This is a genomic window from Pelagibaculum spongiae, from assembly GCF_003097315.1.
Lineage (GTDB): Bacteria > Pseudomonadota > Gammaproteobacteria > Enterobacterales > Pelagibaculaceae > Pelagibaculum > Pelagibaculum spongiae.
Genome location: NZ_QDDL01000004.1, coordinates 336,485 through 359,702, shown reverse-complemented (window position 1 = coordinate 359,702; position 23,218 = coordinate 336,485). Strand labels below are relative to the sequence as shown.

19 protein-coding genes and 2 tRNA genes are annotated in these 23,218 nt (G+C 44.7%); 13 read left to right on the top strand and 8 right to left on the bottom strand.

Going from position 1 to position 23,218, the window contains the following annotated elements; genetic code table 11:
* Positions 1 to 20 precede the first annotated feature (20 nt).
* The 5 genes from napA to DC094_RS12055 are packed head-to-tail and all read left to right on the top strand — an operon-like array spanning position 21 to position 5,186.
* Positions 21 to 2,519, top strand: a complete 2,499-nt coding sequence (gene napA, locus DC094_RS12075; protein WP_116687364.1) for a nitrate reductase catalytic subunit NapA — start codon at positions 21 to 23, stop codon at positions 2,517 to 2,519.
* A 35-nt stretch (positions 2,520 to 2,554) separates the two neighbouring features.
* Positions 2,555 to 3,304 carry a ferredoxin-type protein NapG gene (napG, locus tag DC094_RS12070; RefSeq protein WP_116687363.1) on the top strand — a complete coding sequence of 250 codons (750 nt, stop codon included), beginning with the start codon at positions 2,555 to 2,557 and terminating at the stop codon, positions 3,302 to 3,304.
* Entirely contained in the window at positions 3,304 to 4,158 is an 855-nt protein-coding gene (gene napH / locus DC094_RS12065; RefSeq protein ID WP_116687362.1) for a quinol dehydrogenase ferredoxin subunit NapH, read from the top strand. The genes napG and napH overlap by 1 nt, the downstream gene beginning before the upstream one ends.
* Positions 4,155 to 4,589, top strand: coding sequence for a nitrate reductase cytochrome c-type subunit (locus tag DC094_RS12060; RefSeq protein ID WP_116687361.1), 435 nt, complete (start codon positions 4,155 to 4,157; stop codon positions 4,587 to 4,589). The genes napH and DC094_RS12060 overlap by 4 nt, the downstream gene beginning before the upstream one ends.
* A gap of 18 nt (positions 4,590 to 4,607) precedes the next feature.
* Positions 4,608 to 5,186, top strand: a complete 579-nt coding sequence (locus tag DC094_RS12055) for a cytochrome c3 family protein (protein WP_116687360.1) — start codon at positions 4,608 to 4,610, stop codon at positions 5,184 to 5,186.
* A 283-nt stretch (positions 5,187 to 5,469) separates the two neighbouring features.
* Here the strand turns inward: DC094_RS12055 and DC094_RS12050 are convergent, their stop codons facing one another.
* The 3 genes from DC094_RS12050 to DC094_RS12040 all read right to left on the bottom strand — a co-directional run bounded on the left by DC094_RS12050 (position 5,470) and on the right by DC094_RS12040 (position 10,077).
* Complete coding sequence (locus DC094_RS12050) at positions 5,470 to 6,216, bottom strand: sulfite exporter TauE/SafE family protein (RefSeq protein WP_116687359.1); 747 nt, start codon at positions 6,214 to 6,216, stop codon at positions 5,470 to 5,472.
* A 156-nt stretch (positions 6,217 to 6,372) separates the two neighbouring features.
* Entirely contained in the window at positions 6,373 to 7,275 is a 903-nt protein-coding gene (locus DC094_RS12045) for a helix-turn-helix domain-containing protein (RefSeq protein WP_116687358.1), read from the bottom strand.
* 369 nt (positions 7,276 to 7,644) lie between these two features.
* On the bottom strand, positions 7,645 to 10,077 hold the full coding sequence (locus tag DC094_RS12040; RefSeq protein WP_158527311.1) for a discoidin domain-containing protein: 2,433 nt from the start codon (positions 10,075 to 10,077) through the stop codon (positions 7,645 to 7,647).
* A gap of 532 nt (positions 10,078 to 10,609) precedes the next feature.
* Here DC094_RS12040 and exaC point away from each other — a divergent pair.
* Positions 10,610 to 12,130 (top strand): acetaldehyde dehydrogenase ExaC, encoded by a 1,521-nt coding sequence (gene exaC, locus DC094_RS12035; RefSeq protein ID WP_116687356.1) that lies wholly within the window; start codon positions 10,610 to 10,612, stop codon positions 12,128 to 12,130.
* Positions 12,131 to 12,200: 70 nt separating this feature from the next.
* Here exaC and DC094_RS12030 read toward each other — a convergent pair whose 3' ends face one another.
* The gene (locus DC094_RS12030) at positions 12,201 to 13,067 is read right to left on the bottom strand and encodes a U32 family peptidase (RefSeq protein WP_116687355.1); all 867 of its coding nucleotides are present in this window, start codon (positions 13,065 to 13,067) and stop codon (positions 12,201 to 12,203) included.
* A gap of 19 nt (positions 13,068 to 13,086) precedes the next feature.
* Complete coding sequence (ubiU, locus tag DC094_RS12025) at positions 13,087 to 14,079, bottom strand: ubiquinone anaerobic biosynthesis protein UbiU (protein WP_116687354.1); 993 nt, start codon at positions 14,077 to 14,079, stop codon at positions 13,087 to 13,089.
* A gap of 626 nt (positions 14,080 to 14,705) precedes the next feature.
* Here ubiU and DC094_RS12020 point away from each other — a divergent pair.
* A complete protein-coding gene (locus tag DC094_RS12020) occupies positions 14,706 to 15,026 on the top strand; it encodes a YciI family protein (protein WP_116687353.1) in 321 nt (106 codons plus the stop codon).
* A 228-nt stretch (positions 15,027 to 15,254) separates the two neighbouring features.
* Here the strand turns inward: DC094_RS12020 and cobB are convergent, their stop codons facing one another.
* On the bottom strand, positions 15,255 to 15,995 hold the full coding sequence (cobB, locus tag DC094_RS12015; RefSeq protein ID WP_116687352.1) for a Sir2 family NAD+-dependent deacetylase: 741 nt from the start codon (positions 15,993 to 15,995) through the stop codon (positions 15,255 to 15,257).
* 198 nt (positions 15,996 to 16,193) lie between these two features.
* On the opposite strand from cobB, the gene DC094_RS12010 reads away from it, so the two are divergent.
* Both DC094_RS12010 and DC094_RS12005 read left to right on the top strand, forming a co-directional pair.
* Positions 16,194 to 17,885, top strand: coding sequence for a glutamine--tRNA ligase/YqeY domain fusion protein (locus DC094_RS12010; protein WP_116687351.1), 1,692 nt, complete (start codon positions 16,194 to 16,196; stop codon positions 17,883 to 17,885).
* Positions 17,886 to 18,168: 283 nt separating this feature from the next.
* The gene (locus DC094_RS12005) at positions 18,169 to 18,798 is read left to right on the top strand and encodes a riboflavin synthase subunit alpha (protein WP_116687350.1); all 630 of its coding nucleotides are present in this window, start codon (positions 18,169 to 18,171) and stop codon (positions 18,796 to 18,798) included.
* Positions 18,799 to 18,943: 145 nt separating this feature from the next.
* Here the strand turns inward: DC094_RS12005 and DC094_RS22135 are convergent, their stop codons facing one another.
* The gene (locus tag DC094_RS22135; RefSeq protein ID WP_158527310.1) at positions 18,944 to 19,105 is read right to left on the bottom strand and encodes a hypothetical protein; all 162 of its coding nucleotides are present in this window, start codon (positions 19,103 to 19,105) and stop codon (positions 18,944 to 18,946) included.
* A gap of 232 nt (positions 19,106 to 19,337) precedes the next feature.
* On the opposite strand from DC094_RS22135, the gene cysD reads away from it, so the two are divergent.
* The 4 genes from cysD to DC094_RS11985 all read left to right on the top strand — a co-directional run bounded on the left by cysD (position 19,338) and on the right by DC094_RS11985 (position 22,534).
* The gene (gene cysD, locus DC094_RS12000; protein WP_116687349.1) at positions 19,338 to 20,246 is read left to right on the top strand and encodes a sulfate adenylyltransferase subunit CysD; all 909 of its coding nucleotides are present in this window, start codon (positions 19,338 to 19,340) and stop codon (positions 20,244 to 20,246) included.
* Between the two features lie 87 nt (positions 20,247 to 20,333).
* Complete coding sequence (cysN, locus tag DC094_RS11995) at positions 20,334 to 21,983, top strand: sulfate adenylyltransferase subunit CysN (RefSeq protein WP_116687348.1); 1,650 nt, start codon at positions 20,334 to 20,336, stop codon at positions 21,981 to 21,983.
* A gap of 189 nt (positions 21,984 to 22,172) precedes the next feature.
* A tRNA-Gly gene (locus DC094_RS11990) sits at positions 22,173 to 22,248 on the top strand.
* A gap of 210 nt (positions 22,249 to 22,458) precedes the next feature.
* Positions 22,459 to 22,534, top strand: a tRNA-Gly gene (locus DC094_RS11985).
* Positions 22,535 to 22,774: 240 nt separating this feature from the next.
* On the opposite strand, the gene DC094_RS11980 is transcribed toward DC094_RS11985, so the two are convergent.
* Positions 22,775 to 23,212 carry a hypothetical protein gene (locus tag DC094_RS11980; protein WP_116687347.1) on the bottom strand — a complete coding sequence of 146 codons (438 nt, stop codon included), beginning with the start codon at positions 23,210 to 23,212 and terminating at the stop codon, positions 22,775 to 22,777.
* Between the last annotated feature and the right edge of the window lie 6 nt (positions 23,213 to 23,218).

Genomic DNA, 23,218 nt, shown 5'->3' with positions numbered 1-23,218 from the left:
TAGGTCGAGGAGAAACTGTCATGAAAATCACACGTCGTGATTTCATAAAGTCTCAAGCGATTGCTGCAACAGCAGTAGCGGCAGGTGTAGCAGTACCTGCCAGTGCTGCAAATCTGATCGCAGGTCAGAGCAGTGATATTCATTGGGATAAGGCGCCCTGCCGTTTCTGCGGTACCGGCTGTTCGGTATTAGTAGGTACAAAAGAAGGTCGTGTCGTAGCAACTCAGGGTGATCCTGAAGCGCCGGTTAACAAAGGCTTGAACTGTATCAAGGGCTATTTCCTGTCCAAGATTATGTACGGTAAAGACCGCCTAACCAAACCATTACTTCGTATGACTAATGGTAAATACGATAAAAATGGTGAGTTCACCGAAATTGAGTGGGATACCGCTTTTGATGTAATGGCTGATAAATGGAAAGCCGCTTTACGTCAAGGTCTGGAAAAGGGTGAAATGCCTCCAGTCGGTATGTTCGGTTCTGGCCAATGGACAGTATGGGAAGGCTATGCAGCTTCCAAACTGATGAAAGCCGGTTTCCGTTCTAACCACATTGATCCAAACGCACGTCACTGTATGGCTTCGGCTGTTGGTGGCTTTATGCGTACCTTTGGTATTGATGAGCCAATGGGCTGTTATGACGATCTGGAAAAAGCCGATGCATTCGTGCTTTGGGGATCGAACATGGCAGAAATGCACCCAATCCTCTGGTCTCGCCTGACTGATCGTCGTTTGAGTTCACCGCATGTTCGAGTTCACGTGCTGTCAACTTATGAGCACCGTAGCTTTGAATTAGCCGACAACGGAATGATCTTCAACCCTCAGTCGGATCTGGCAATTGGTAACTTCATTAGTAACTACATCATTCAGAACAATGGTGTGAACGAGAAGTTTATCGGTAAGCATGTTCATTTCCGTAAGGGTGTTACCGACATCGGTTATGGTCTACGTCCAGAGCATGCGTTGCAAAAAGCAGCTAAAAATCCAAATTCAGGTGGTTCTAAGGAAATTTCTTTTAAGGAATTTGCTGATTTTGTCGCCGAATATACAGTTGAAAAAGCCAGCGAAATTTCAGGTGTGCCAGAGCACAAGCTGATCGAGCTCGCCAAGGTATATACCGATCCAAAAACCAAGGTAATGTCTACTTGGACGATGGGTGCTAACCAGCACACTCGTGGTGTTTGGATGAACAATATTCTTTATAACATTCACTTGTTGGTCGGTAAGATTTCTGAACCAGGTAGCGGTCCTTTCTCGCTGACGGGTCAGCCTTCAGCGTGTGGTACTGCACGTGAAGTTGGTACTTTCTCTCACAGACTGCCAGCTGATTTGGTTGTCAAGAAGAAAGCTCACCGCGATTTCGCAGAAAAAATCTGGAACCTGCCTGAAGGTACAATTCCGGCTAAAGTGGGCTACCACGCGGTATTGCAAAGCCGTATGTTGAAAGATGGCAAATTGAATGCTTATTGGGTTCAGTGCAACAACAATATGCAAGCCATGCCAAACATTAACGAAGAAGGTTACCCGGGTTATCGCAACCCTAAGAACTTTATCGTCGTATCTGACCCCTATCCAACGGTTACTGCATTAGCTGCTGATTTGATCCTGCCAACTGCAATGTGGGTTGAGAAAGAGGGTGCTTATGGTAACGCAGAACGTCGTACCCAGCTTTGGTATCAGCAAGTGCCTGCGCCAGGTGAAGCTAAATCTGACTTCTGGCAGGTCGTTGAATTCTCCAAGCGCTTCAAGACTGAAGAAGTTTGGCCAAAAGATTTGTTAGATGCGAACCCTGAATACAAAGGTAAAACTTTGTACGAAGTGCTTTATGCCAACGGTAAGGTCGACAAATTCCCACTGAGTGATTTCAAAGGTCGCATTAATGATGATGCAGACCATTTTGGATTCTACATCCAAAAAGGCTTATTCGAAGAATATGCTGAATTTGGTCGGGGCCATGGTCACGATTTGGCACCATTTGACATGTACCACAAAGCACGCGGTTTACGTTGGCCGGTAGTGGATGGCAAAGAAACCTTATGGCGCTTCCGTGAAGGTTATGACCCATATGTAAAAGCGGGTGAGGACTACAACTTCTACGGCAAGAAAGATGGTAAAGCATGGTTGTTTGCACTGCCTTATGAGCCAGCCGCTGAAGCACCAGATAAAGAATACGATCTGTGGTTCTGTACCGGTCGCGTTTTGGAGCATTGGCATACAGGTTCCATGACCAACCGGGTACCTGAGCTGCACCGTGCATTCCCTGATGCAGTTATTTATATGCACCCAGAAGATGCCAAAGCACGTGGCGTACGTCGCGGGCAGAAAGTAACGGTGTCTACTCGCCGTGGCGAAGTAGAAACTCGGGTGGAAACGCGTGGTCGTAACAAGGTGCCAAGAGGACTGGTATTTATGCCGTTCTTTGATGCCAAGCAGTTAGTTAATAAGCTAACTCTGGATGCGACTGATCCGCTGTCCAAGCAAACGGATTACAAGAAGTGTGCCTGTAAGGTAGTGAAGGCTTGATCTTAAAAGATCATTAAAGCCTTCGGAGCGCTGAAATGGATAACAAGTCACCTAAATCATCTACCCGACGTCAGTTCTTGGAACAGTCGGCTCGAACTGCAACAGGCGTAAGCTTGTTGGGATTCGGTCTGGCAATGCACGCTAAAAGTGGCGTTGCAGATCCATTGGCACTGCGACCACCGGGCGCATTGCCTGAAGAAGATTTTCTTTCAGCTTGCGTTCGCTGCGGCATGTGCGTTCGAGATTGTCCTTACGACATCTTGAAGCTGGGGCGAGTATTTGATCCGGTGACCACGGGAACACCGTATTTCACAGCTCGTAAAGCGAGCTGTGAAATGTGTGAAGACATTCCTTGTGTTCGAAACTGCCCAACCAATGCGTTGGACCGGCAGATGGAGGACATTGTGGATGCTCGAATAGGGTTGGCGGTTTTGATCGATCATGAAACTTGCCTTAACTACCGAGGTCTTCGTTGTGATGTGTGTTACCGGGTTTGTCCATTGATTGATGAGGCCATCACGCTTGATATGCAGCGAAATACAAGAACTGGCTTTCACGCTAAGTTCATACCGATCGTGCATTCCGAATATTGCACCGGTTGTGGCAAATGCGAAGAGGCCTGTGTACTAGATCAAGCTGCAATCAAAGTGATGCCAATTACGCTAGCAAAAGGCCAACTGGGTAAACACTATCGTTTGGGTTGGGAGGAGAAGGAAAAGGCAGGACATAGCCTGGTTCCTGAAATGCTAGACCTTCCAGACCGGATGCCAGGGAGTGCTCAGTAATGGCTAATTTAATACCAGGAAAAGAAAGACTCGAGCAAGACGGTTGGTGGGCTGCCCATCAATGGCTGGTGCTAAGAAGAGTGAGTCAGATTGCAGTATTAACACTGTTTCTGATTGGCCCTTTGGTAGGTGTCTGGTTGATTGAAGGCAATATGTCTTCCAGTTTATTGCTTGATACGATTCCATTAACTGACCCTATGGTACTGGGACAGTCGCTTACTGCAGGTCATTGGCCTGATGTAACGGCTTTGATTGGTGCCGGACTGGTGATGGCTTTCTACTTGTTAGTAGGTGGCCGAGTTTATTGCAGCTGGGTCTGCCCGATCAATATGATCACAGATTTAGCCAGTTGGCTCAGACGTAAACTAAACATTCGCACTTCAATGCGAATTGATAGCAATTTGCGTTATTGGTTACTGGGGCTAGCGTTAGCGCTGCCTCTGGCAACGGGCTCTCTAGTCTGGGAATTAGTTAATCCAGTGACGTTGTTTAGTCGCGGTTTGCTATTTGGACTGGGTTGGGGCTGGGGATTGATCGGTCTTATTTTTCTGTTTGATTTGCTGGTGAGCAAAAATGGCTGGTGCGGGCATTTGTGTCCAGTCGGCGCTTTTTACGGACTTCTTGGAAAATTCAGTTTTTTACGCATCAGTGCAGTCAAGCGCGAAGCGTGTGATGACTGCATGGATTGTTACAAAATTTGCCCTGAACCGCGGATTTTAAAACCGGTACTTAAAGGCATCAATAATCATGGACCTGTGATTGATACAGGTAGTTGTACCAATTGTGGTCGCTGCTTGGATGTGTGTGCCAAAGGGGTTTTCAAATACGCCATTCGATTGGAGAAAAGGTCATGAAATTTAAATCTTTCACCGCAGCTTTGGCGGTGGTGCTTATGCTGATCGGCGTAAGTGCGACAGCTGAAGTGACTTCGTTACGCGGTGATACAGCAACTGATGAAAATAACATTGCTGAGCACCCACGCAAGAACGTTGAAATCGACGGTGGTTTTGGTCTGAACTTTACCCACCAGCCGCCACTAATTCCTCACAGAATTCGTGGCTACAAAATCGATTTGAAAAGCAATAAGTGCTTGCAGTGTCATAGCTGGAAAACTTATCGCAAATACGGCGCAACCAAAATTAGTATCACTCACTTTGAAAATCGTGATGATCAAGTTTTGGCCGATGTTTCACCGCGTCGTTATTTCTGCTTGCAGTGTCACGTGCCGCAATCTGATGCAGCACCGATCATTGAAAATACTTTCAAATCGGCTGACAAGCAATAAGCTCCAGAGGACTGTGTAATGAGCATTAAAGGCATAATCTCTAAGCTCGCCAGTCCATCCCGGATCGCATTAGGCACACTGTTAATTGGTGGCTTTGTTGCAGGAATCATCTTTTGGGGTGGTTTCAATACCGGAATGGAAGCAACTAACCAGGAGCAATTCTGCGTTGGCTGTCACGAGATGAGAGAAAACGTATTCGAGGAATACAAAACAACGATTCACTATTCGAATCGTTCGGGTGTTCGGGCGACTTGTCCAGATTGTCACGTACCAAAAAATTGGACTGATAAGATCATCCGGAAAATCCAGGCTTCGAAGGAAGTGTGGGGTAAGTTGACCGGCAAGATCGATACTCGTGAAAAGTTCAACGAACACCGTTTAAGCATGGCGCAAAACGAATGGTCTCGGATGGAAGCCAATGATTCTCAAGAGTGTCGTAACTGTCACAACTTTGAATTCATGGACTTCACCATGCAAGAATCCCGTTCAGGCAAGGTCCACCAAAAAGCAATTGATGACGGAAATACCTGCATCGATTGTCACAAGGGTATTGCCCACCAATTACCAGACATGTCTGGTGTAGAAGGCTGGAAGTAAACTTTACTATCGGCTGGAATAAAACGGGCGGCAATCTTCGGGTGCCGCCCGTTTTATTTACAAGGACGTAATGTATATCGCAAGGAGGCAGGATGCCGATGCGTGTATTTACAAGGACGTAATGTATATCGCAAGGAGGCAGGATGCCGGTGCGTGTATTTACAAGGACGTAATGTATATCGCAAGGAGGCAGGATGCCGGTGCGTGTATTTACAAGGAAATAGTTGATGAATTGTAAGTTGTATCAATGCTACGACGAGCCACAACAGTTTTCGGAAAAGCTTTACCAAAAATGACTAATTAGCATTTCCAGCGCTAGCAATGTCAGCATCCAGCGAAAGATCTGCTTGAACCGTTGCTCAGGCAATCGGTTTTGTAATTTCAGGCCAAGTTGAGTGCCAATAAAACCGCTACTAATCATCAGCAGGCATAAGCCAATCCATTGTTGAAAAGCAAAGCCTACTAGCCCAAATAAAATCAGTTTCAAACCATGTTGAACACTCATTGCGCCGGCAAATAGTGCGCTGGTTTGTGCTTTTTTTAGCGACATACGGCTAATAAATGCGCCAACCAAAGGCCCGGTTGCACCGACAAACACTGAAAGAAAGCTGGTGCTGCTACCAACCATTGAGAATGGAATTTTTAGTGGAAAGCGATATTTACTCGGCAGCCACAGCAACCACAATACAAAAAAGCTGATCAACCAGCTTTGATCTTCCAATGCAAAGGCAATTAATAATAATCCGCCGAGTGCAGTACCAATTAAAGCACCTGAAGAAAATCGACCAATCAATTGAATATCAAGATGTTTTCTTTGTAAATATAAGCGGCCGCTATTCGAACCTAGCTGAACAATCGCATGTACCGGAATAACTACTTCAGCAGGTAAAAACCAGATCAGTACCACCAACATTAATAAGCCGCCACCGGCACCGACTGCTGCGGTCATGGTAGAGGTCATTGCAGCAATCAGTACTAGCAAGACAATCACCCAACCAGTGAGTGGTGTGGGAAAAAGTAGGTCGGGCAACGAGATCTCCAGGAAATTCAAATGCTGAGGAATGCACTTGTTAGCTTGCTTATCTTGAAATTATGCTTTTTACCAAACGAGATAAAGACGGCTTTAGTTGTAGACGCGTTGAGATATAACCTAACAGCCAAGTTGTGTGGGATGATAATTAAAGCGCTAGCTATGCAGTGTGTTTTGCTGAAAAGCCTTTGGTGATAAACCAAAAAAACCTTTGAACAGTCGACTGAAATGGCTGGGGTTGTTAAAGCCCAATCGAAAGCAAACATCGGTTACTCGGGTGCCTTTGTTTAGCAGTTGCTTGGCTTTATTGAGTCGGATTAATCGCTGAAATTCACAAGGGGTCATCTGCAGTTTTTCACGGAAGACCTTAAACAAGTTGCTGCGACTCATGCAGCTAATCTTTCCTAATTGATCGATATCTATCGGTTTTTCGATATGATTTTCAATGTAATCAATCGCGGCATTTAACCCGTTGTGATCCGGCTGTTGCTGGCTATGGCTGAGTAAAAAATCGGCATGCTGGTGTCGAAGTAGCCGCATGACTAATTCTGAAACGCCCAAATCGATTAAAAAACTTCGATCCTGATGATTCTCACTGAACACTTTTGCTAAGCGTTCTAATAGTTTTTGAGTCGCGGTTGTATGGTGGAGGTGCAAAGTTTTTTGCTGCTGCCAGTTGTAGCAGTTATCAGATGATAGCTGGTGGTGGTTAAGCTGCTCGGCAATACGGTTTACTTTTTCTCGACTAATTTCAATCGTCAGGCAGGAGGTGGGCGACTGTAAGTCGGCATCAGGAAAATCAATTTCAATGTTTTGTTGCGGTGCAATAATAAAACTTTCGTGGGGAATAAATACTTGCGGAACAGAATTTAACTTCAATTGATTATGGTGAATCAGCTTTTTTCCACTAATCATGCCGCAAAACAGCAGCTCGTCCGCTTTAAAAGGGACTTTTTCAATCTGCTGATAAGTATCGTAAATACTGAGCTCTGACTCAGGCCCAATAAAAGCTGTCTGATTTTCTATCAATTTTTTTAAACCAGTATTTTTTCTCAGCATATTTTATTCTGCCAGTTAAACGTTTTGTTTTTAAAGTAAGCCTTGTTGGCGGCCACTTCATTGGTATGCTTGATAACCATAAATAGATGTTTATCTGAACAGATCTAACCCGGCCTTTTTACTTGAATTAATCGGCGTAACGACAGAAGGTTTTCTCTAGTGTGGAGAAATGTCACTTTTGCTTCAAAGATGTAGATAATTAGCGACTTTAGAGCATTAAGAAATATCAGGTCGTGCTTGGTTTGCGGCGTTTGCGGGCAAATTGTAAAAGGGTGGCCTGCTATCAACAGGTCACCCTTTGTTTAGATGTAAATAGTTAGATAGTGGATTGTTTAATTTAGATATTAAGCCATCAGCAGTGCGCGCCAACTACTCTTGCCAAAAGAATAGCTCTCCGTCGCCACCGCCAATCGACAGGTTTAGCTCATACCCGCCATCAATGGCGATTAAGGGAACCGTTTCGGATGCGCCAGTATTTTTGTTGACCTTCTTTAGCGTTCCGCTTTGTGAAAACACTAGTCTGATATTTTGCTTTGTCTCTTTAGAACTACCGAATTGCGCTTTGAAAGTTCGTCCATTGCCTGAAGTTTGTCCATTAACCACCATAAAATATTTAGGTGCTTGACTGGAAAAAAATGACAGTTGCTGTTCGGATAGATTGGGAAGCAGGTCGAAATAGCCGATAAATACATCTTGTGCTAATCCATTATTTACTGTTTCCGGGTTTACTACTGTCACGCTTTCTATGTGATATGACGGATTGCGATCGCGACTCCAATCACCAAACTGAAAATAACCATTATTAAATCGCCCGGGTAGATCGTTATCTACTATATTTTTCACGCCATCTGTCAGCTCAAGTGTTTGGCCTGATACTACGGCTAAGTCGATGTTCTGAAGCCGAACCAGATGAGGTCCTAAATTTCGCATCTGTTTAAAGATGTTTGCATACTCAAAAAAATGATGGGTAGGCCAGCCATCTTCGCCGAATAGGAAGCTTCCATACTTGTCATATTCCACTCTAAACAGACTGAACCATTTGGCTCCAGCGGCCATGGCAATAAATGGAATGAATTTTTTCTGGGACTCAGTAAATTCGTACCATCCCTCTGCGTATGAATTGCCGCCGGTTTTGTAGGCGCCGAGATACAAACCAAATGGGATAGGTTTGTTGCCAGTAAGATCCACGCCTAATGATGCATATTTGCGTGGGCCATTCATATTTTTTAAAGCGAGGTAGGGGACATCTTCGTCACGCCCTGAAGATGAGTAGACGTAATAGTCATAAGTCAGCATGTCTGGCTCAGCATTAGTCATGTAATGCTCCCAGTCCGCTATTGATCGAAACTGACCTTCAACCTGATTGGTATGGATAATCTGATCTGGAAAATGCGATCGGGCATATTCAAACCAAGCTAGAGTATTTCTACGCTGAATTAAATCACCGTACTCTTGCTCATCTCCTAGGCAAATGCTGACGCCTTTGCTGAGGTTGTCAATTAGAGCCTGTGGAATAAGAGGGCTGTCGCCTGTTGTTGGAGGTAGTGCAGTCAGTTTGCTGTTTCCAAAGGGGAATTTTGCAGCTGACCAAAGTAGGTCAGGATTTCTTGATAGAAAATTTTCTGGGTAAAGAGAGCGCTGACTATAATTTGCAACGCCAGTAATATTTAGTCGGTCAAAATCCTCGCGTGACAGTTCCCGCCTACCTGATCCTTCAATAGGTATCCAAGCTTGGACCTGTAGCCCCTTTTCAATTAATACTTTTTGCCCATGGGAAATATCTCCGTAAACATTTTGCTGAAATATCGGCAGCTTGAAGGTTTTAGGAGAGTAGGGCTTAGCCGGTTCGATATATCGATACAGTTTGAAATCAGCGACGCGAGCCACGCCATTCCAGGTTGAATGTATGGCCAATCGTAGATACCTAGCACGCCTCGGTTCAGGTAGGTGCAGATAATAAAATATTTGGTCTGTGGATGGCGCAAAGCCAGCGTTTATAGCTGCTTGGCGTCCAGTCCATTCATTACTTCCGAAGGCGACATCATCTAGAGATCTCACATAATTCACACCGTCATCGCTGGTATAGAGCGAAATCTTACGCAGTCGCCCTTGGGTTAACTGATTGATGTCGGGGATCATGCCGATTTTTCCGACTAGGTATTGGTGTCCTAAATCTATATCAATAGTTTGATTTTCTGTTGAATTAGCGACCCAGTGCGTAGCGCTGTCACCATCGAATGCATTGGCAATGCCGCTATCATTGGCGCTGGAAGTTGCCTGAATGCTCAACTCACTATTTGGGATTTGTGTCATCTTAAACGCATCAACAACCAGAGTGTCATCTTTGGTGTAGGCCACATTTCGAATGGTGATTTTTGTTCCCGTTCCTTCTGGCGCTTTTTTTCCAGTCACAACAAGTTTTAATATATGCTCGCCGCCACTGATTTTGGGCTCAGAAAAAATGAATGCGTTGCGATCTCTTGGAGCGTTATTGTCTTCACTACGCAGAAAAACCCCATCCAAATAAACGTCCATAATGCCTTGATCTGGGCCTTTGATTCCGTTTACCACAATGCTTGTTCCGTTAAACCGAATGTTAACGTAAGCCCCCGTGGTGTCGGACCAAGTATTCTCGTCTCGATGCCAGCTGCCTGAGTAGTCAATATGTCCATTGGCAGTAGATTCATCATCTTGTTCGATAATCACCTGCTCTAGGGCAAAGGATGATGGCGAAGTAAGACCGATGCAGAAAAAAAGTAGTGCGGAGCAGATAGTTTGAGCGGTGAGTTTTAAATTTTTCATTTTAGATGCCTTTAGAATAAAACCCATCGCCTGAACTAAAAGGAGGTACTGCACTGTGGCATCCGAAAGAGATAACTATCTTGACAGAGCGAGAAATTGAGTCTGCAGTGAGGGAAGCGAGGTGAATGGGTCGATACTTTCTGTATTCATACACGAACAATATTAATTAAAAAATATAGCATAATATCAATAGATTACTGTCAATACCACATCGCGATGATCTTCTTGAGTCATCCGTTAGTCTTGTTGTTTCCAAAATGCACGGCTGAGCATAAAGCAAACACTCACAGTCAAATTTATTAGATTGATGGGCAAGTATGTCTAGTGGTGGCGTGGATACAATTCGATAAAGATCAAAAAGATGTTTTCAAAGCAGCTTCTATTTAACTCATTGAGTTTTTTATATTGCTGGTTTGTTTCGAATGAATTTTTTAGTACAGCTTTTAAATAACTGAAACCTAAGTGATAGGTTTTATGTCGCGCTGCAGCAAAAGGTTGTGCTTTTATAAAATAATAATTGAGGAGCAGAACATTGATTTATGAAAATCCGAATACCTCAGGTTCAGTAGTCAGCCTTAAACCTCGTTATGAAAATTATATTGGTGGCGAGTGGGTTGCGCCTGTTAGTGGGCAATATTTCGATAATGTTACGCCGGTTAACGGCAGTGTTATTTGTCAGATTCCTCGCTCAAATGCCGATGATATCAATCTTGCATTAGATGCCGCGCATAAAGTCAAAGACAGTTGGGGCAAGACCTCTGTTACTGAACGCTCCAACCTACTATTAAAAATTGCCGATCGAATCGAACAGAACCTCGAATTACTGGCCGTGACTGAAACATGGGATAACGGCAAGGCGGTTCGTGAAACCCTAGCGGCAGATATTCCACTGGCGGCTGACCACTTTAGATACTTTGCCGGTTGCTTGCGTGCCCAAGAAGGTAGCTTGGGTGAAATTGATGAGCACACGGTTTCTTATCATTTCCATGAGCCATTAGGTGTGGTCGGCCAAATTATTCCATGGAATTTCCCAATCCTAATGGCGGCTTGGAAGCTAGGCCCGGCATTAGCGGCCGGTAATTGTGTGGTGTTAAAGCCAGCAGAACAAACTCCAATGTCGATTCTGGTGCTGATGGAAATTATCGGCGATCTGTTGCCTGCCGGTGTACTCAATATTGTTAATGGATTTGGTAAGGAAGCCGGTCAAGCGTTGGCCAGTAGCAAGCGGATTGCCAAAATTGCTTTCACAGGTTCTACGCCGGTCGGTTCACAAATCCTCAGTTGTGCCGCTAAAAACATTATTCCATCCACGGTAGAACTAGGTGGCAAGTCCCCGAATATTTACTTTAAAGATGTGATGGATTTTGAAGATGAGTATGTCAGCAAATGCGTAGAAGGTTTGGTGCTAGCATTTTTTAATCAGGGAGAAGTGTGTACTTGCCCATCGCGGGCATTAGTTCATGAAGATATTTATGATGAATTCATGGCGATGGTGGTCAAACGCGCAGCTGAGATCAAGCGTGGTAACCCACTAGATACCGAAGTGATGGTCGGCGCTCAGGCTTCCATGGAACAGCATCAGAAAATATTGCGTTATCTGGAGCTAGGTAAAAAAGAAGGCGCAGAAGTTTTAATCGGTGGTGGTGAAGCAAAGGTAGGTGAAGGGTTTGAAAAAGGTTTTTACATCGAACCGACCTTGCTAAAAGGCACCAATGAAATGCGGGTGTTTCAGGAAGAAATCTTTGGCCCAGTGGTGGGTGTCACTACATTCAAAACTGAAGCGGAAGCGCTCGCCGTGGCTAACGATACTGAATTTGGTTTGGGTGCCGGTGTCTGGAGTCGAGATACCAACCTAGCTTATCGAATGGGGCGGGGCATTCAGGCTGGGCGTATCTGGATGAATTGTTATCACGCTTATCCGGCACATGCGGCATTTGGCGGTTATAAAAAATCTGGCGTTGGCCGCGAAACCCACAAAATGGCACTGGAGCATTATCAGCAAACCAAGAACATGCTGGTGAGTTACGATATTAATCCGCTGGGATTTTTCTAATATCGGAATGTTTTTAGATATAAAAAACCTACCTGCATTTTGTAGGTAGGTTTTTTTAACAACGCACTAATTAAACCGCAGGCTCCATGCCCGGTTTATTAAACCAGTAGCCGCTGCAATGATCGTTTTCAGCCGTCGGCACTTCGCCATTAGCAAAAGCACTTACCGCATTGATAAAGTTTTCTGGATGCGGGCTGAATCGGAAGATATCGACACCGGCATCGATGGCTTGTTGCTTTAAATAACGTAAGTCTTGGCGGGCACCTGACATAGTTTGAATGCCATTAATCACGAATACTTTTTGATCTTCGCGGGAATTAACCGCTAATCCTTCTGGCCATTGGCCACAAATGAATTGGCAATCATCCTTGGGTAAATTTTTAGCGCGGGCCGAAAAGCAACGGGCTGAGTAGGCCAGTGGTAAATGGCCGTAACCAAATAACTCCACTTCAAACTGATCACGAAAACCTTGGGCTTTTGCGCTGTCTAAAACTGCTTTTAATTGATCGCCGCTCATTTCCACTGGTGGCGCCCAGCGCGTCATACCTAGGTCAACCAGGAACTTAAGGGTGGCGGTGTTGTAAATGTTGAGCGCTGCACCGCCAACAAAGGCGATTTTTTGCTCAGCCAATAAATGGATTGCGCCCATGTCATTGGCTTCGACCATAAATTGACCGTTGTTGCAGAGGGTTTTCAGTGTTTTAAGTTCTGATTCTGCTTCTAACAAAACCATTGAAGATAAAACCACTTGCTTGCCAGTTTCGGCAATTTTGGCGGCTAACTCGATCCACTCGCTGGTTTTTAAACTGCGCCTTTTGCTGCAAACCGTTTCGCCTAAATAAATAATATCGGCATCGCTTTGCATTGCTTGCTGGTAAAAAGATTCCAGCTGTTCTTTATTCCAGAACCACAACACGGGTCCAATACTGGTTTTCATATTGCTATCCAACCTAATGTTATTGCCAGCTGCGGTGGTAAGGGCCAATAGTGGTTTGGCTGCCTTCAGAAACCTTGTCTAATACTTCGGTCCACTGCGGTTCGATCTGAAGCGTGCTGTGATTGCCTAGGCGATCTAATGCATGACGCCATACACCCGTTACTTGCTTGGCATAAGCCGGGCTGCGCTGGCGACCTTCCAGTTTAATGGCGCACACACCGGCATCGCGTAATTCAGGTAATAAATCCATGGTGTTGAGGCTGGTTGGTTCTTCCAAGGCATGGAAAATATTACCGTCAACTTCAAAGCGCCCTTTACATAAAGTCGGGTAACCTGCATTTTCGCCATCTTTATAACGATCAATTAATACATCGTTTAAGCGGCATTCCAAACCTTGTTCCGTTTCTTGCCAGCGGACATGGCTAGCAGGAGAGCAGCAACCATTACAGTTAGGTGATTCGCCGGTCATGTAAGAAGAAAGATGACAGCGACCTTCGGCCATAATGCACAAACTGCCAAAACCGAAAACTTCTAATTCTACTGGGCTGGCCTGGCATAAGTGCTTTACCTGGGCAATTGACAACACGCGAGGTAATATCGCGCGTTTAATACCAAAATGCTGGTGATAAAGATTCAGTGCTTCTTTATTGGTTGCACTACCTTGAACCGACAAATGTCGTGACAGGTTGGGGTGTTTTTTTGCCGCATATTCTAAAGTGGCGACATCGGCCAGAATTAGCGCATCAACGCCTAAGTCTGCCGCTTTATCGACCGCTGATTTCCAGTGATCCAGTCGACCTTCCGATGCATAGGTATTAATCGCAACAAAAATTCTACGGTCATGCTTTTTTACATAATCAACCGCTTGCTTTAATTTGGGGCCGGCTAGATTCAAGCCTGCAAAGTGACGCGCATTGGTGTCATCTTTAAAGCCGATATAAACCGCATCGGCGCCTTCATCAACCGCTGCTTTTAATGCTGGCAAACTACCAGCTGGGCAAACCAGCTCCATCACTATCTCCTGATTAAAATTTGCTAAGCACAGTGATGTGCTTATGGCTTGATTCGTTTTTATTAAAACGAACTGGTTGAGCTGAAGATCCGCCGGTTAATTCCGAAATGAAATAATGAATTGGGGTTTCACTTACCAAATTTCAGGTTTGATCAAAAGCTTTTTCAACCTGTGTGCGATATGCCGATTGAAGCGCGTTTTTCGATTGGCCGCCTTGACCTGAAACCGCTCTAGGTCAAGCATTTTGGTCAAAATAGTTAATTATCGTCAAAGCGCTAGTATATGGGGTTATTTTTTGCTTGTGGTAATTCATAAGGGTTAACTCTAAATAGAGGGGTGTTAATACTCCTATTTATTTGCTTATTAAAATATATATTCATGATGAATTTATTTGATGTTTTTATCTATAACGCGATGACTTGTATTAATTAATGAGTTTTTAATCATATGGCTGAATCGATTAATTAGTTTTGCTTGCTGCTTTTCTATAACTGAAGTCAATCTTTAATCTGTCAGACATTTGTTTACTAACGCAGCATGACTCTGGTCAGCGTCATTCGGTGACAAAGGCGGCAGGATTTCTGGTTGATATTACAAATTCGTATAAGACCCGGAGAAAATCAGGGATGTTCTATATAGTGCTTTGTCGTGACAACCCGTCAAAAAAATCATTGCGGGTTGAGCATGAGAGTGAACACCATCAGTGGTTAAGAGAGCAGCAGCATCCTGTGATGGTTCGGCTGTCTGGCCCGCTATTGAATCAAGAAGAGAACTCTAAAGATGGTTCTTTGCTGGTATTAGATGCCGATAGTTTGGATGTGGTTGAAAAATTTGCTTATGAAGACCCGTTTCAGAAAGTGGGGCTTTATGAAGAGATCGTGATCAAGCCATGGCCGTGGGGCATAGGTTTGGCACTGGAAGGTGGTTTAGAGAGTGATCCACTGTAGGTTTATTGCACTGCAGATATTGATTAATCTGAAGTGGTTTTTCGCTTTTTTGTGTATTAATTTAAATGAAAAATAATATTAAGGTAGCTGAATATAATAAATGTCTATATCAGCATTATAATGTGCCTAAGCTTATGTTTGCGGTAGGTTTGATAAGCTAAAGACGCCATCAGACACTTTTAATTTTTTGTCTGATTTCGTTAACACTCATCAAACCTACAGCGTCGGCTAACTGTCGGTATTGCCAATTACTTCAGGTATATTTTGTGCCAGCCAACTGGCTACTAATTGAGTGGCGGTGCCGTTATGCACTTCATCGAATTGGCTCATGGTCGCTGATGGCTCTAAGTTTAATTCCACGCAATGTGCGCCGGCTATTTTTGCCGCTTCAACAAAACCTGCCGCCGGATAAACATTGCCTGATGCTCCAATGCTGATAAATAAATCGCATTGTTCTAATTGCCGATAAATTCGGTCCATCTGGTAGGGCATTTCACCAAACCAGACAATATCAGGTCGCAAGCTGCCGATTTGTTGGCAAGCAGGGCAAATGCTTTTTGATGAACTGTCGGTCAATTGTTCAGTTCGCTGATCACAGGCGAGACAAAAACTCTGCAACAACTCACCATGCATATGAATTAGATTTTGACTGCCCGCGCGTTCGTGCAAGTTATCGACGTTTTGAGTTACTAGCAGGAATTCACCTGCACACTTTGCTTCAAGTTTTGCTTCAAATTCTGCCAAGGCAATGTGTGCGGCATTCGGTTGAATCTCTTTCGAAAGTAACTGTTGGCGGCGCTGGTTGTAAAACTGATGAACCAGCGCAGGATTCTTTGCGAAAGCTTCAGGGGTGCAAACATCTTCAATTTTATGATCTTCCCAAAGGCCGTCGCTGGCACGGAAAGTTCGTATTCCAGACTCAGCTGAGATACCCGCGCCAGTTAAAACAACGATTGACTGATAATTCATTCCGCGATCTCCTTGATAATCCTTTCGCAAGTTATTAGGCACGAAAAGTATAAATTTCCGACTTTCTAGGCTCAGCTGAGATACCTACACCGATTAAAACGACAATCGAGTGATAATTCATTCATCAATCTCCTTTGCTGCTGGCCAGAAAGCTGGGATAATCGCCCATAATTTTTTTACCCAAGAGTGACGGGATTCATGAGCGAAGCCGAGAGTAAGGCCGGATCTAACTTTGTAAAAGCTATCGTAGCTGCAGATCTGGAAAGCGGTAAGTATCAGGCGATTCAAACACGTTTCCCGCCTGAGCCCAATGGCTACTTGCATCTGGGTCACGCAAAATCTATTTGTCTTAACTTTGGCTTGGCTAAAGCATTTGGTGGCGAATGTAATTTGCGGATGGATGACTCCAACCCAACCAAGGAAGACATTGAATACGTTAACTCAATTGCCGAAGACGTAAAATGGCTCGGCTTTGAGTGGGCAGGCGATATTAAATATACCTCTAGCTACTTTGATCAGCTTTATCGCTGGGCTGAAGAGCTGGTGGAAAAAGGCTTGGCTTATGTGTGTGAGCTAGATGCCGAACAAACCCGCGAATACCGTGGCAGCTTGACCGAAGCTGGCAAGCACAGCCCATGGCGTGACCGTAGTGTTGAAGAAAACTTAGATTTACTGCGCAAAATGAAAGCCGGTGAATTTAAAGATGGCGAAAAAATGTTGCGCGCAAAAATTAACATGGCCGCGCCTGATATGTGTATGCGTGACCCGGTGATGTACCGAATTCGTCATGTTGAGCATCATCAAACCGGCAATAAGTGGTGCATTTACCCAATGTATGACTTTGCCCATGGCTTGTCGGATGCACTGGAAGGCGTGTCCCACTCGGTATGTACTTTAGAGTTCGCGGCAAACCGTCCTTTGTATAACTGGTTTATCGATAACTGTACTTCAGTGGTGCCTGCTGAATTGGGCCGTCCACACCAGTATGAATTTTCGCGTCTTTCGCTGGAATACACCGTACTCTCTAAGCGCCGCTTAATTCAATTGGTTGACGACAACCATGTTAATGGTTGGGATGATCCGCGGATGCCAACTGTTTCTGGTTTGCGCCGTCGTGGTTATACCTCAGCTTCGATTCGTGAATTCTGTGATCGAATTGGTGTCACCAAGTCTGATGGCGTGGTAGAAATGGCCAGCTTGGAAAGCTGTATTCGCGAAGACCTAGAAAACAGTGCCTGTCGCGCCATGTGTGTGTTGGATCCGGTGAAAGTGATTATCACCAACTATCCAGCAGACAAAGAAGTGGAGTGGCTAACTGCACCATCACACCAGAATATTCCAGAACTGGGCGAACGTCAGCTGCCATTTACCAAAGAAATCTGGATTGACCGAGCTGACTTCCGCGAAGAAGCCAACAAAAAATTCAAGCGAATGGTAACTGGCGGCGAAGTACGTTTGCGTAACAGCTATTGCATTCGTGCCGATGAAGTGATTAAGGACGAAAGCGGTGAAATCATCGAGTTGCGTTGTAGCTACGATGAAAATACTTTGGGCGTAAATCCTGAAGGCCGTAAAGTTCGTGGCGTGATTCACTGGGTGAGTGCAAGCCATGGCAAGCAAGCGGAAGTTCGTATTTACGATCCGCTGTTCTCACAAGCTAACCCAATGGCGGCAGAAGATTTCCTGTCGACCTTGAACCCAGATTCATTGACGGTTAAGAAAAATGCCTGGATCGAGCCAAGCCTGGTTGATGTTGCTGCGGGAACCAACTTCCAGTTTGAGCGCGAAGGCTATTACGTTTCTGACCCGGATTCGACCGCAGAGAAGATGGTATTTAACCGTACTGTGCCACTGCGTGATACCTGGGCCAAGATCGAGAAGAAAAACTAGATTTTTCATTGGCTTTCGATGATTAGTTTAAAAACGGCCTTAACTGGCCGTTTTTTATTTTCCAAGTCTTCCAAACGCTCACGTGGTTGTCACTGGGAGCGATGTTGGCGGGGCCGTAATGGTTTTCGCATGTTAAGAAAGGTGCGGGTTCGATGCTGTGATTTCTTTTGCGTCTTTTTAGCTCAAATCATCCCAAGGTCATGGCAGGTAGCTTGAATATGGCCGAGATTAGCCGGATCATCGGCGGCAAAGCGATTTGCTTTCATCAATTGCAGGGTTTTCTATGTTTACCGGAATTGTGCAGGGTACCGCCCCTGTAAAATCAATCGAGAAAAAAAGCCAGTTACACCGAATTTGGGTCGAATTACCAAAAGATCGGCTAGAAAATCTGCAAAATGGTTGCAGCATTGCAATTAATGGCTGTTGTTTAACGCTGGTTGAGCATATGGGCGATATGGTGGCATTTGATGCCATGATGGAAACGCTGCGCCTGACTAACATCGGATTGTTGCAAGAAGGCAGCTTGGTAAACTTTGAGCGGGCAGCACGATTTGGCGATGAAATTGGCGGGCATTTATTGTCGGGTCATATTCATGATATGGCTGAAATTGTTGAAATTCGTCAGCCTGAAAATAACTGGGAAATCTGGTTCGAGACCGATGCCAAGTGGGCTGATTTTTTACTGGCCAAAGGTTTCGCATCGATTAATGGTTGCAGTCTGACTTTGGGTGAAGTGCTCGAACAAGGCGAGAAGGTGCGTTTCAATATTTTCTTGATTCCAGAAACACTGGCGATCACTACCTTCGATAGTTTGTTAGTCGGTGATAAGGTGAACTTGGAAATTGATGCCCAAACACAGGCAATTGTTGAAACGACTCGTAAAGTGTTGCAGCAAAAATTTGCTGATGGCTAGCGTGGGTTGAAGCCGCGCCAAAGCAGAAATGCTAGAACTACTATTCAGAGTTGATTGCATCTTTTCGTAGGTCATCCCTGAGCCTCGGCGAAGCGTGACATTTCGTTGGTGAGTCCGACCTACATTAAAGGTGCTTATTTGATGGCTAGCGTGGGTTGAAGCCGCGCCAAAGCAGAAATGCTAGAACTACTAGCAATGTGATTGCATCCAAAGTGCCTGATGGCTGACTGGCAGTTTCTGCCTGGGCCATCAGTTGGTTGCTAAAAACTAACACTGAAGTTGCGCCAATCCATAGCTTGCGTTTCATGTTTCATTCCTGTTTTTGTCTAACGATCCGTATCAGACGATCCTGACTGCATCAACTCAGCCGCCTTAAACTACCCAGAGTATTAACCAGACTGGGTTTATCTGCGAATAAATTGCTAGCTGAATTCACTGCGATTGTATGTATATTCTAAAATGATATAAAAAACACTCTTCTTATAATGTGATTTGATTTGTTATATTCATTGTCCATTCAGTTTTTCAGAATTGGACTCATGGATAAGAATTTCCTGACCCACCTAAAACAGTTGGAAGCCGAGAGCATCCATATTATTCGCGAAGTCGCTGCTGAGTTCGACAATCCGGTGATGTTGTATTCAATCGGAAAAGATTCCTCGGTGATGCTGCACCTAGCACAAAAGGCATTCTTTCCTGGCAAGATTCCTTTTCCGTTGATGCATGTTGATACTGATTGGAAGTTCCGCGAAATGATCGAGTTTCGCGAGAAAATGGCAAAGAAGTACGACTTCGAGTTGCTAGTGCACAAGAATCCAGAAGGCATGGCGATGGGAATGAACCCATTTGTTCATGGTAGTGCGACCCATACCGACGTGATGAAGACCCAAGGCTTGAAGCAGGCTTTAAATAAATACGGCTTTGATGCTGCCTTTGGTGGTGCACGTCGAGATGAAGAGAAAGCTCGCGCAAAAGAGCGGGTTTATTCTTTCCGCGATAAAAACCATCGCTGGGATCCAAAAAACCAACGCCCTGAGCTGTGGAATATTTTTAATGGCCGGGTGGATAAAGGCGAGAGCATTCGAGTTTTCCCATTATCCAACTGGACTGAGTTAGATATTTGGCAATACATCCATCTAGAACAAATTCCAATTGTTCCTTTGTATCTGGCTAAAGAACGTCCGGTCGTTGAGCGCGATGGTGCGCTGATTATGGTCGACGATGATCGGATGCCGATTGAAGATAAAGATGAAATTCAGCACAAAATGGTCCGTTTCAGAACGCTTGGTTGTTACCCATTAACGGGAGCAGTGGAGTCTGATGCGACTTCATTAACTGATGTGATTCAGGAAATGCTGTTGACCAAAACATCGGAGCGCCAAGGTCGAATGATCGACCATGATTCGGCAGGTTCGATGGAGAAGAAAAAGCAGGAAGGTTATTTCTAGCTTAATTCTTTGCTGCGTAATTTTAAAAAAGTGCGCAAAAAATACTGTGACTGACGCTAATAGGCTAACTGCTGCTGGATATTTGATATGAGCCACCAATCTGAACTGATCGCTGAAGATATAAACGAATACTTGCACCAACATGAGCAAAAAGAACTGTTGCGGCTGCTAACTTGCGGCAGTGTTGACGACGGCAAAAGTACCCTGATCGGCCGTTTGCTGCATGATTCAAAAATGATTTATGAAGATCAGCTGGCAGCCGTTACCAAAGACAGTGATCGCATGGGTAATGCCGGCGAAAAACTCGATTTGGCATTGCTGGTTGATGGTTTGCAAGCTGAACGAGAGCAGGGCATCACGATTGATGTTGCCTACCGTTATTTCTCGACAGATAAACGCAAATTTATTATCGCCGACACCCCGGGTCATGAGCAGTACACTCGCAATATGGCAACCGGTGCATCTAACTGCGATTTAGCAATTATTTTGATTGATGCCCGTTATGGCGTGATGACGCAAACGCGCCGCCATAGTTTTATTGCTTCGCTACTCGGTATTAAACATATCGTTGTCGCGATTAATAAAATGGATTTAAAAGATTTTGATCAATCGGTATATGAATCGATTAAAGCGGATTATTTAGAGTTCTCTGACAATCTGACTTTTGGTGACATTCAGTTTGTACCGATTTCAGCATTAGATGGCGACAATGTGGTCAGCGTTAGCGAGCGTTCTCCCTGGTACCAGGGTAAGCCACTAATGGAAATTCTTGAAACGGTAAAAATCGCTAACGATAAAAATTTCGATGATTTCCGTTTGCCGGTGCAATACGTTAATCGTCCTAATCTGGATTTCCGCGGTTATTGCGGCACGATTGCTTCTGGCGTCATCAAGCCGGGCGACCAAGTTTCAGTATTGCCGTCTGGAAAATCGAGTCATGTAAAATCAATCGTTACTGCCGATGGTGATTTGCAGCGGGCTTTTGCGGGTCAGGCTGTCACCGTCACTCTAGAAGATGAAATTGATATTAGCCGTGGCGATATGTTGGTTCGGGCGGATAATCCTTGTCAGGTGAGTCAGAAGTTAAAAGCACATGTAGTGTGGATGGCTGAAGACGTTATGCAGCCAGGCAAACAGTACCTGATCAAACAAGCAACCACGGTAACTCCGGGTTCGTTTACTGCAATCAATCACAAGATCGATGTGAATTCACTAGAGCAGCAATCTGCTGAGCAGCTGCAATTAAATGAAATTGCAGTATGTGAATTTACCGTTAACCGTCCGCTGGCATTTGATGCTTACCAAAACAACCGCGGTACGGGTTCTTTCATTGTTATTGACCGGCTGACCAATGTAACGATTGGCGCAGGCATGATTTTGAGCGCGGTTGATGACGGTGCACAATTATCTCCGGTGACTTTGTCAGAACGCCAAGCTCGGTTGGGTCATTCACCTGCAGTGATTGCACTTGAAGGTGAGCGAGCGGAAGAGGTCAGTAAATTAGTTGAGCGTCGTTTATTTGATGCCGGAATTTACAGCGCGATCCTCGATAACCGACAGCTTGGGCTAGGTAGTGAGCTGCAAGAGCGGTTGATTGAGAGTTATACCAACGCAGGTTTGGTTTTATTGCTGATTGGCCAAGCTGCAGTGAAAGATCACTATCAACTGGAAACTGATGGAGATTTTTCTGAAAAGCTAAATAATCTGATCGACCAGTTGTCTGGATCTAGCGAATAATCTGCATTCCTTGCGGTACGGCGCTTGAATAATACGCGGAAATACGTATTATTAGCGCCCGTTCCGACAGGGACTGCTCTTTAACTAGGGCGAAGTAGGCAAGCGAAAATTAGCTTACTGATGCAAGTGTTCAAGAGTGGCATCTTGAAAGCTTGAAGCAACGAAAGTTACTTCGAATCGCAAGATCAAGCGGGTATAGCTCAGCTGGTAGAGCGCGACCTTGCCAAGGTCGAGGTCACGAGTTCGAGCCTCGTTACCCGCTCCAAATTAAGATATTTGTAGTAATTAATCGTTACTTCAAATAGCACGACGTAAGTTGGGTAGTTAACCTGGTAGAGCGCGACCTTGCCAAGATCGAGGTCACACTATTTCCTGTAGATCAGGAGCCTCGTTACCCGCTCCAATTTTCTAAGTGTTCAGGATTGGCATCCTGAAAGCTTGAAGTAACAAAAGTTACTTCGAATCGCAAGATCAAGCGGGTATAGCTCAGCTGGTAGAGCGCGACCTTGCCAAGGTCGAGGTCACGAGTTCGAGCCTCGTTACCCGCTCCAAACACAAAAAAACCAAGTCTTCGGGCTTGGTTTTTTTTCGTGTGTAAGAAAGTAAATTAAACGAGTGGTATCTTGAAACGAAAGTTACTTCGAACCGCAAGACTAAGCGGGTATGGCTCAGCTGGTAGGACGCGACCTTGCCAAAGTCGAGGTCACACTCTTTCCTGTGAATCAGGAGCCTCGTTACCCGTTCCAAATACAAAAAAATAACAGTTTTGGCTGGGGAGGGCTCTTTACTTTCTATTCAATAGTTTTCGCTTCGCCCATGATCTCTAAATAGCATTTCTCAAAGAAATCTTTACCTTCTTTTGGTAAATCCTTTTTTAGGGTGAGGTAATTTGTTAGTGCTCTGCAGATCATCGATATCGCTTCTAGTCTTGGGTTTATCGAGAACACATCCTCATCTATGGATGTCGCATGCTTTAGGGCGTTTCTGCTTTGATTTAATCTAGCTTTGATTGCTTTAACTTCATGTTGAGGGTGGTTGTTGTGGAGGTTTTGTGCGAGCCCTTCAAAGGCGCTTTTAGAAGTGTTTTCTCGAGAAGCTAGCTTTCCTAGTATTTCTTCAGCAGCTCCAGCTAAGGTCACTGTAGAGATGTAGTTCTCTTGGCTAAATAATTCTAACGCAGTGAGTAGCTGCGTGAGGGCTGCTTGTTCCTTGGTTGTTTGAATTTCCATTTCTGT

Coding starts and splice junctions, on each gene's coding strand:
- napH (WP_116687362.1), top strand. CDS start 3,304: ATGGCTAATTTAATACCAGGAAAAGAAAGACTCGAGCAAGACGGTTGG.
- ubiU (WP_116687354.1), bottom strand. CDS start 14,079: ATGGAGCTGGTTTGCCCAGCTGGTAGTTTGCCAGCATTAAAAGCAGCG.
- cysD (WP_116687349.1), top strand. CDS start 19,338: ATGGATAAGAATTTCCTGACCCACCTAAAACAGTTGGAAGCCGAGAGC.
- DC094_RS12060 (WP_116687361.1), top strand. CDS start 4,155: ATGAAATTTAAATCTTTCACCGCAGCTTTGGCGGTGGTGCTTATGCTG.
- DC094_RS11980 (WP_116687347.1), bottom strand. CDS start 23,212: ATGGAAATTCAAACAACCAAGGAACAAGCAGCCCTCACGCAGCTACTC.
- DC094_RS12030 (WP_116687355.1), bottom strand. CDS start 13,067: ATGAAAACCAGTATTGGACCCGTGTTGTGGTTCTGGAATAAAGAACAG.
- napA (WP_116687364.1), top strand. CDS start 21: ATGAAAATCACACGTCGTGATTTCATAAAGTCTCAAGCGATTGCTGCA.
- DC094_RS12010 (WP_116687351.1), top strand. CDS start 16,194: ATGAGCGAAGCCGAGAGTAAGGCCGGATCTAACTTTGTAAAAGCTATC.
- DC094_RS22135 (WP_158527310.1), bottom strand. CDS start 19,105: ATGAAACGCAAGCTATGGATTGGCGCAACTTCAGTGTTAGTTTTTAGC.
- DC094_RS12055 (WP_116687360.1), top strand. CDS start 4,608: ATGAGCATTAAAGGCATAATCTCTAAGCTCGCCAGTCCATCCCGGATC.
- cysN (WP_116687348.1), top strand. CDS start 20,334: ATGAGCCACCAATCTGAACTGATCGCTGAAGATATAAACGAATACTTG.
- DC094_RS12005 (WP_116687350.1), top strand. CDS start 18,169: ATGTTTACCGGAATTGTGCAGGGTACCGCCCCTGTAAAATCAATCGAG.
- napG (WP_116687363.1), top strand. CDS start 2,555: ATGGATAACAAGTCACCTAAATCATCTACCCGACGTCAGTTCTTGGAA.
- DC094_RS12040 (WP_158527311.1), bottom strand. CDS start 10,077: ATGAAAAATTTAAAACTCACCGCTCAAACTATCTGCTCCGCACTACTT.
- cobB (WP_116687352.1), bottom strand. CDS start 15,995: ATGAATTATCAGTCAATCGTTGTTTTAACTGGCGCGGGTATCTCAGCT.
- DC094_RS12045 (WP_116687358.1), bottom strand. CDS start 7,275: ATGCTGAGAAAAAATACTGGTTTAAAAAAATTGATAGAAAATCAGACA.
- DC094_RS12020 (WP_116687353.1), top strand. CDS start 14,706: ATGTTCTATATAGTGCTTTGTCGTGACAACCCGTCAAAAAAATCATTG.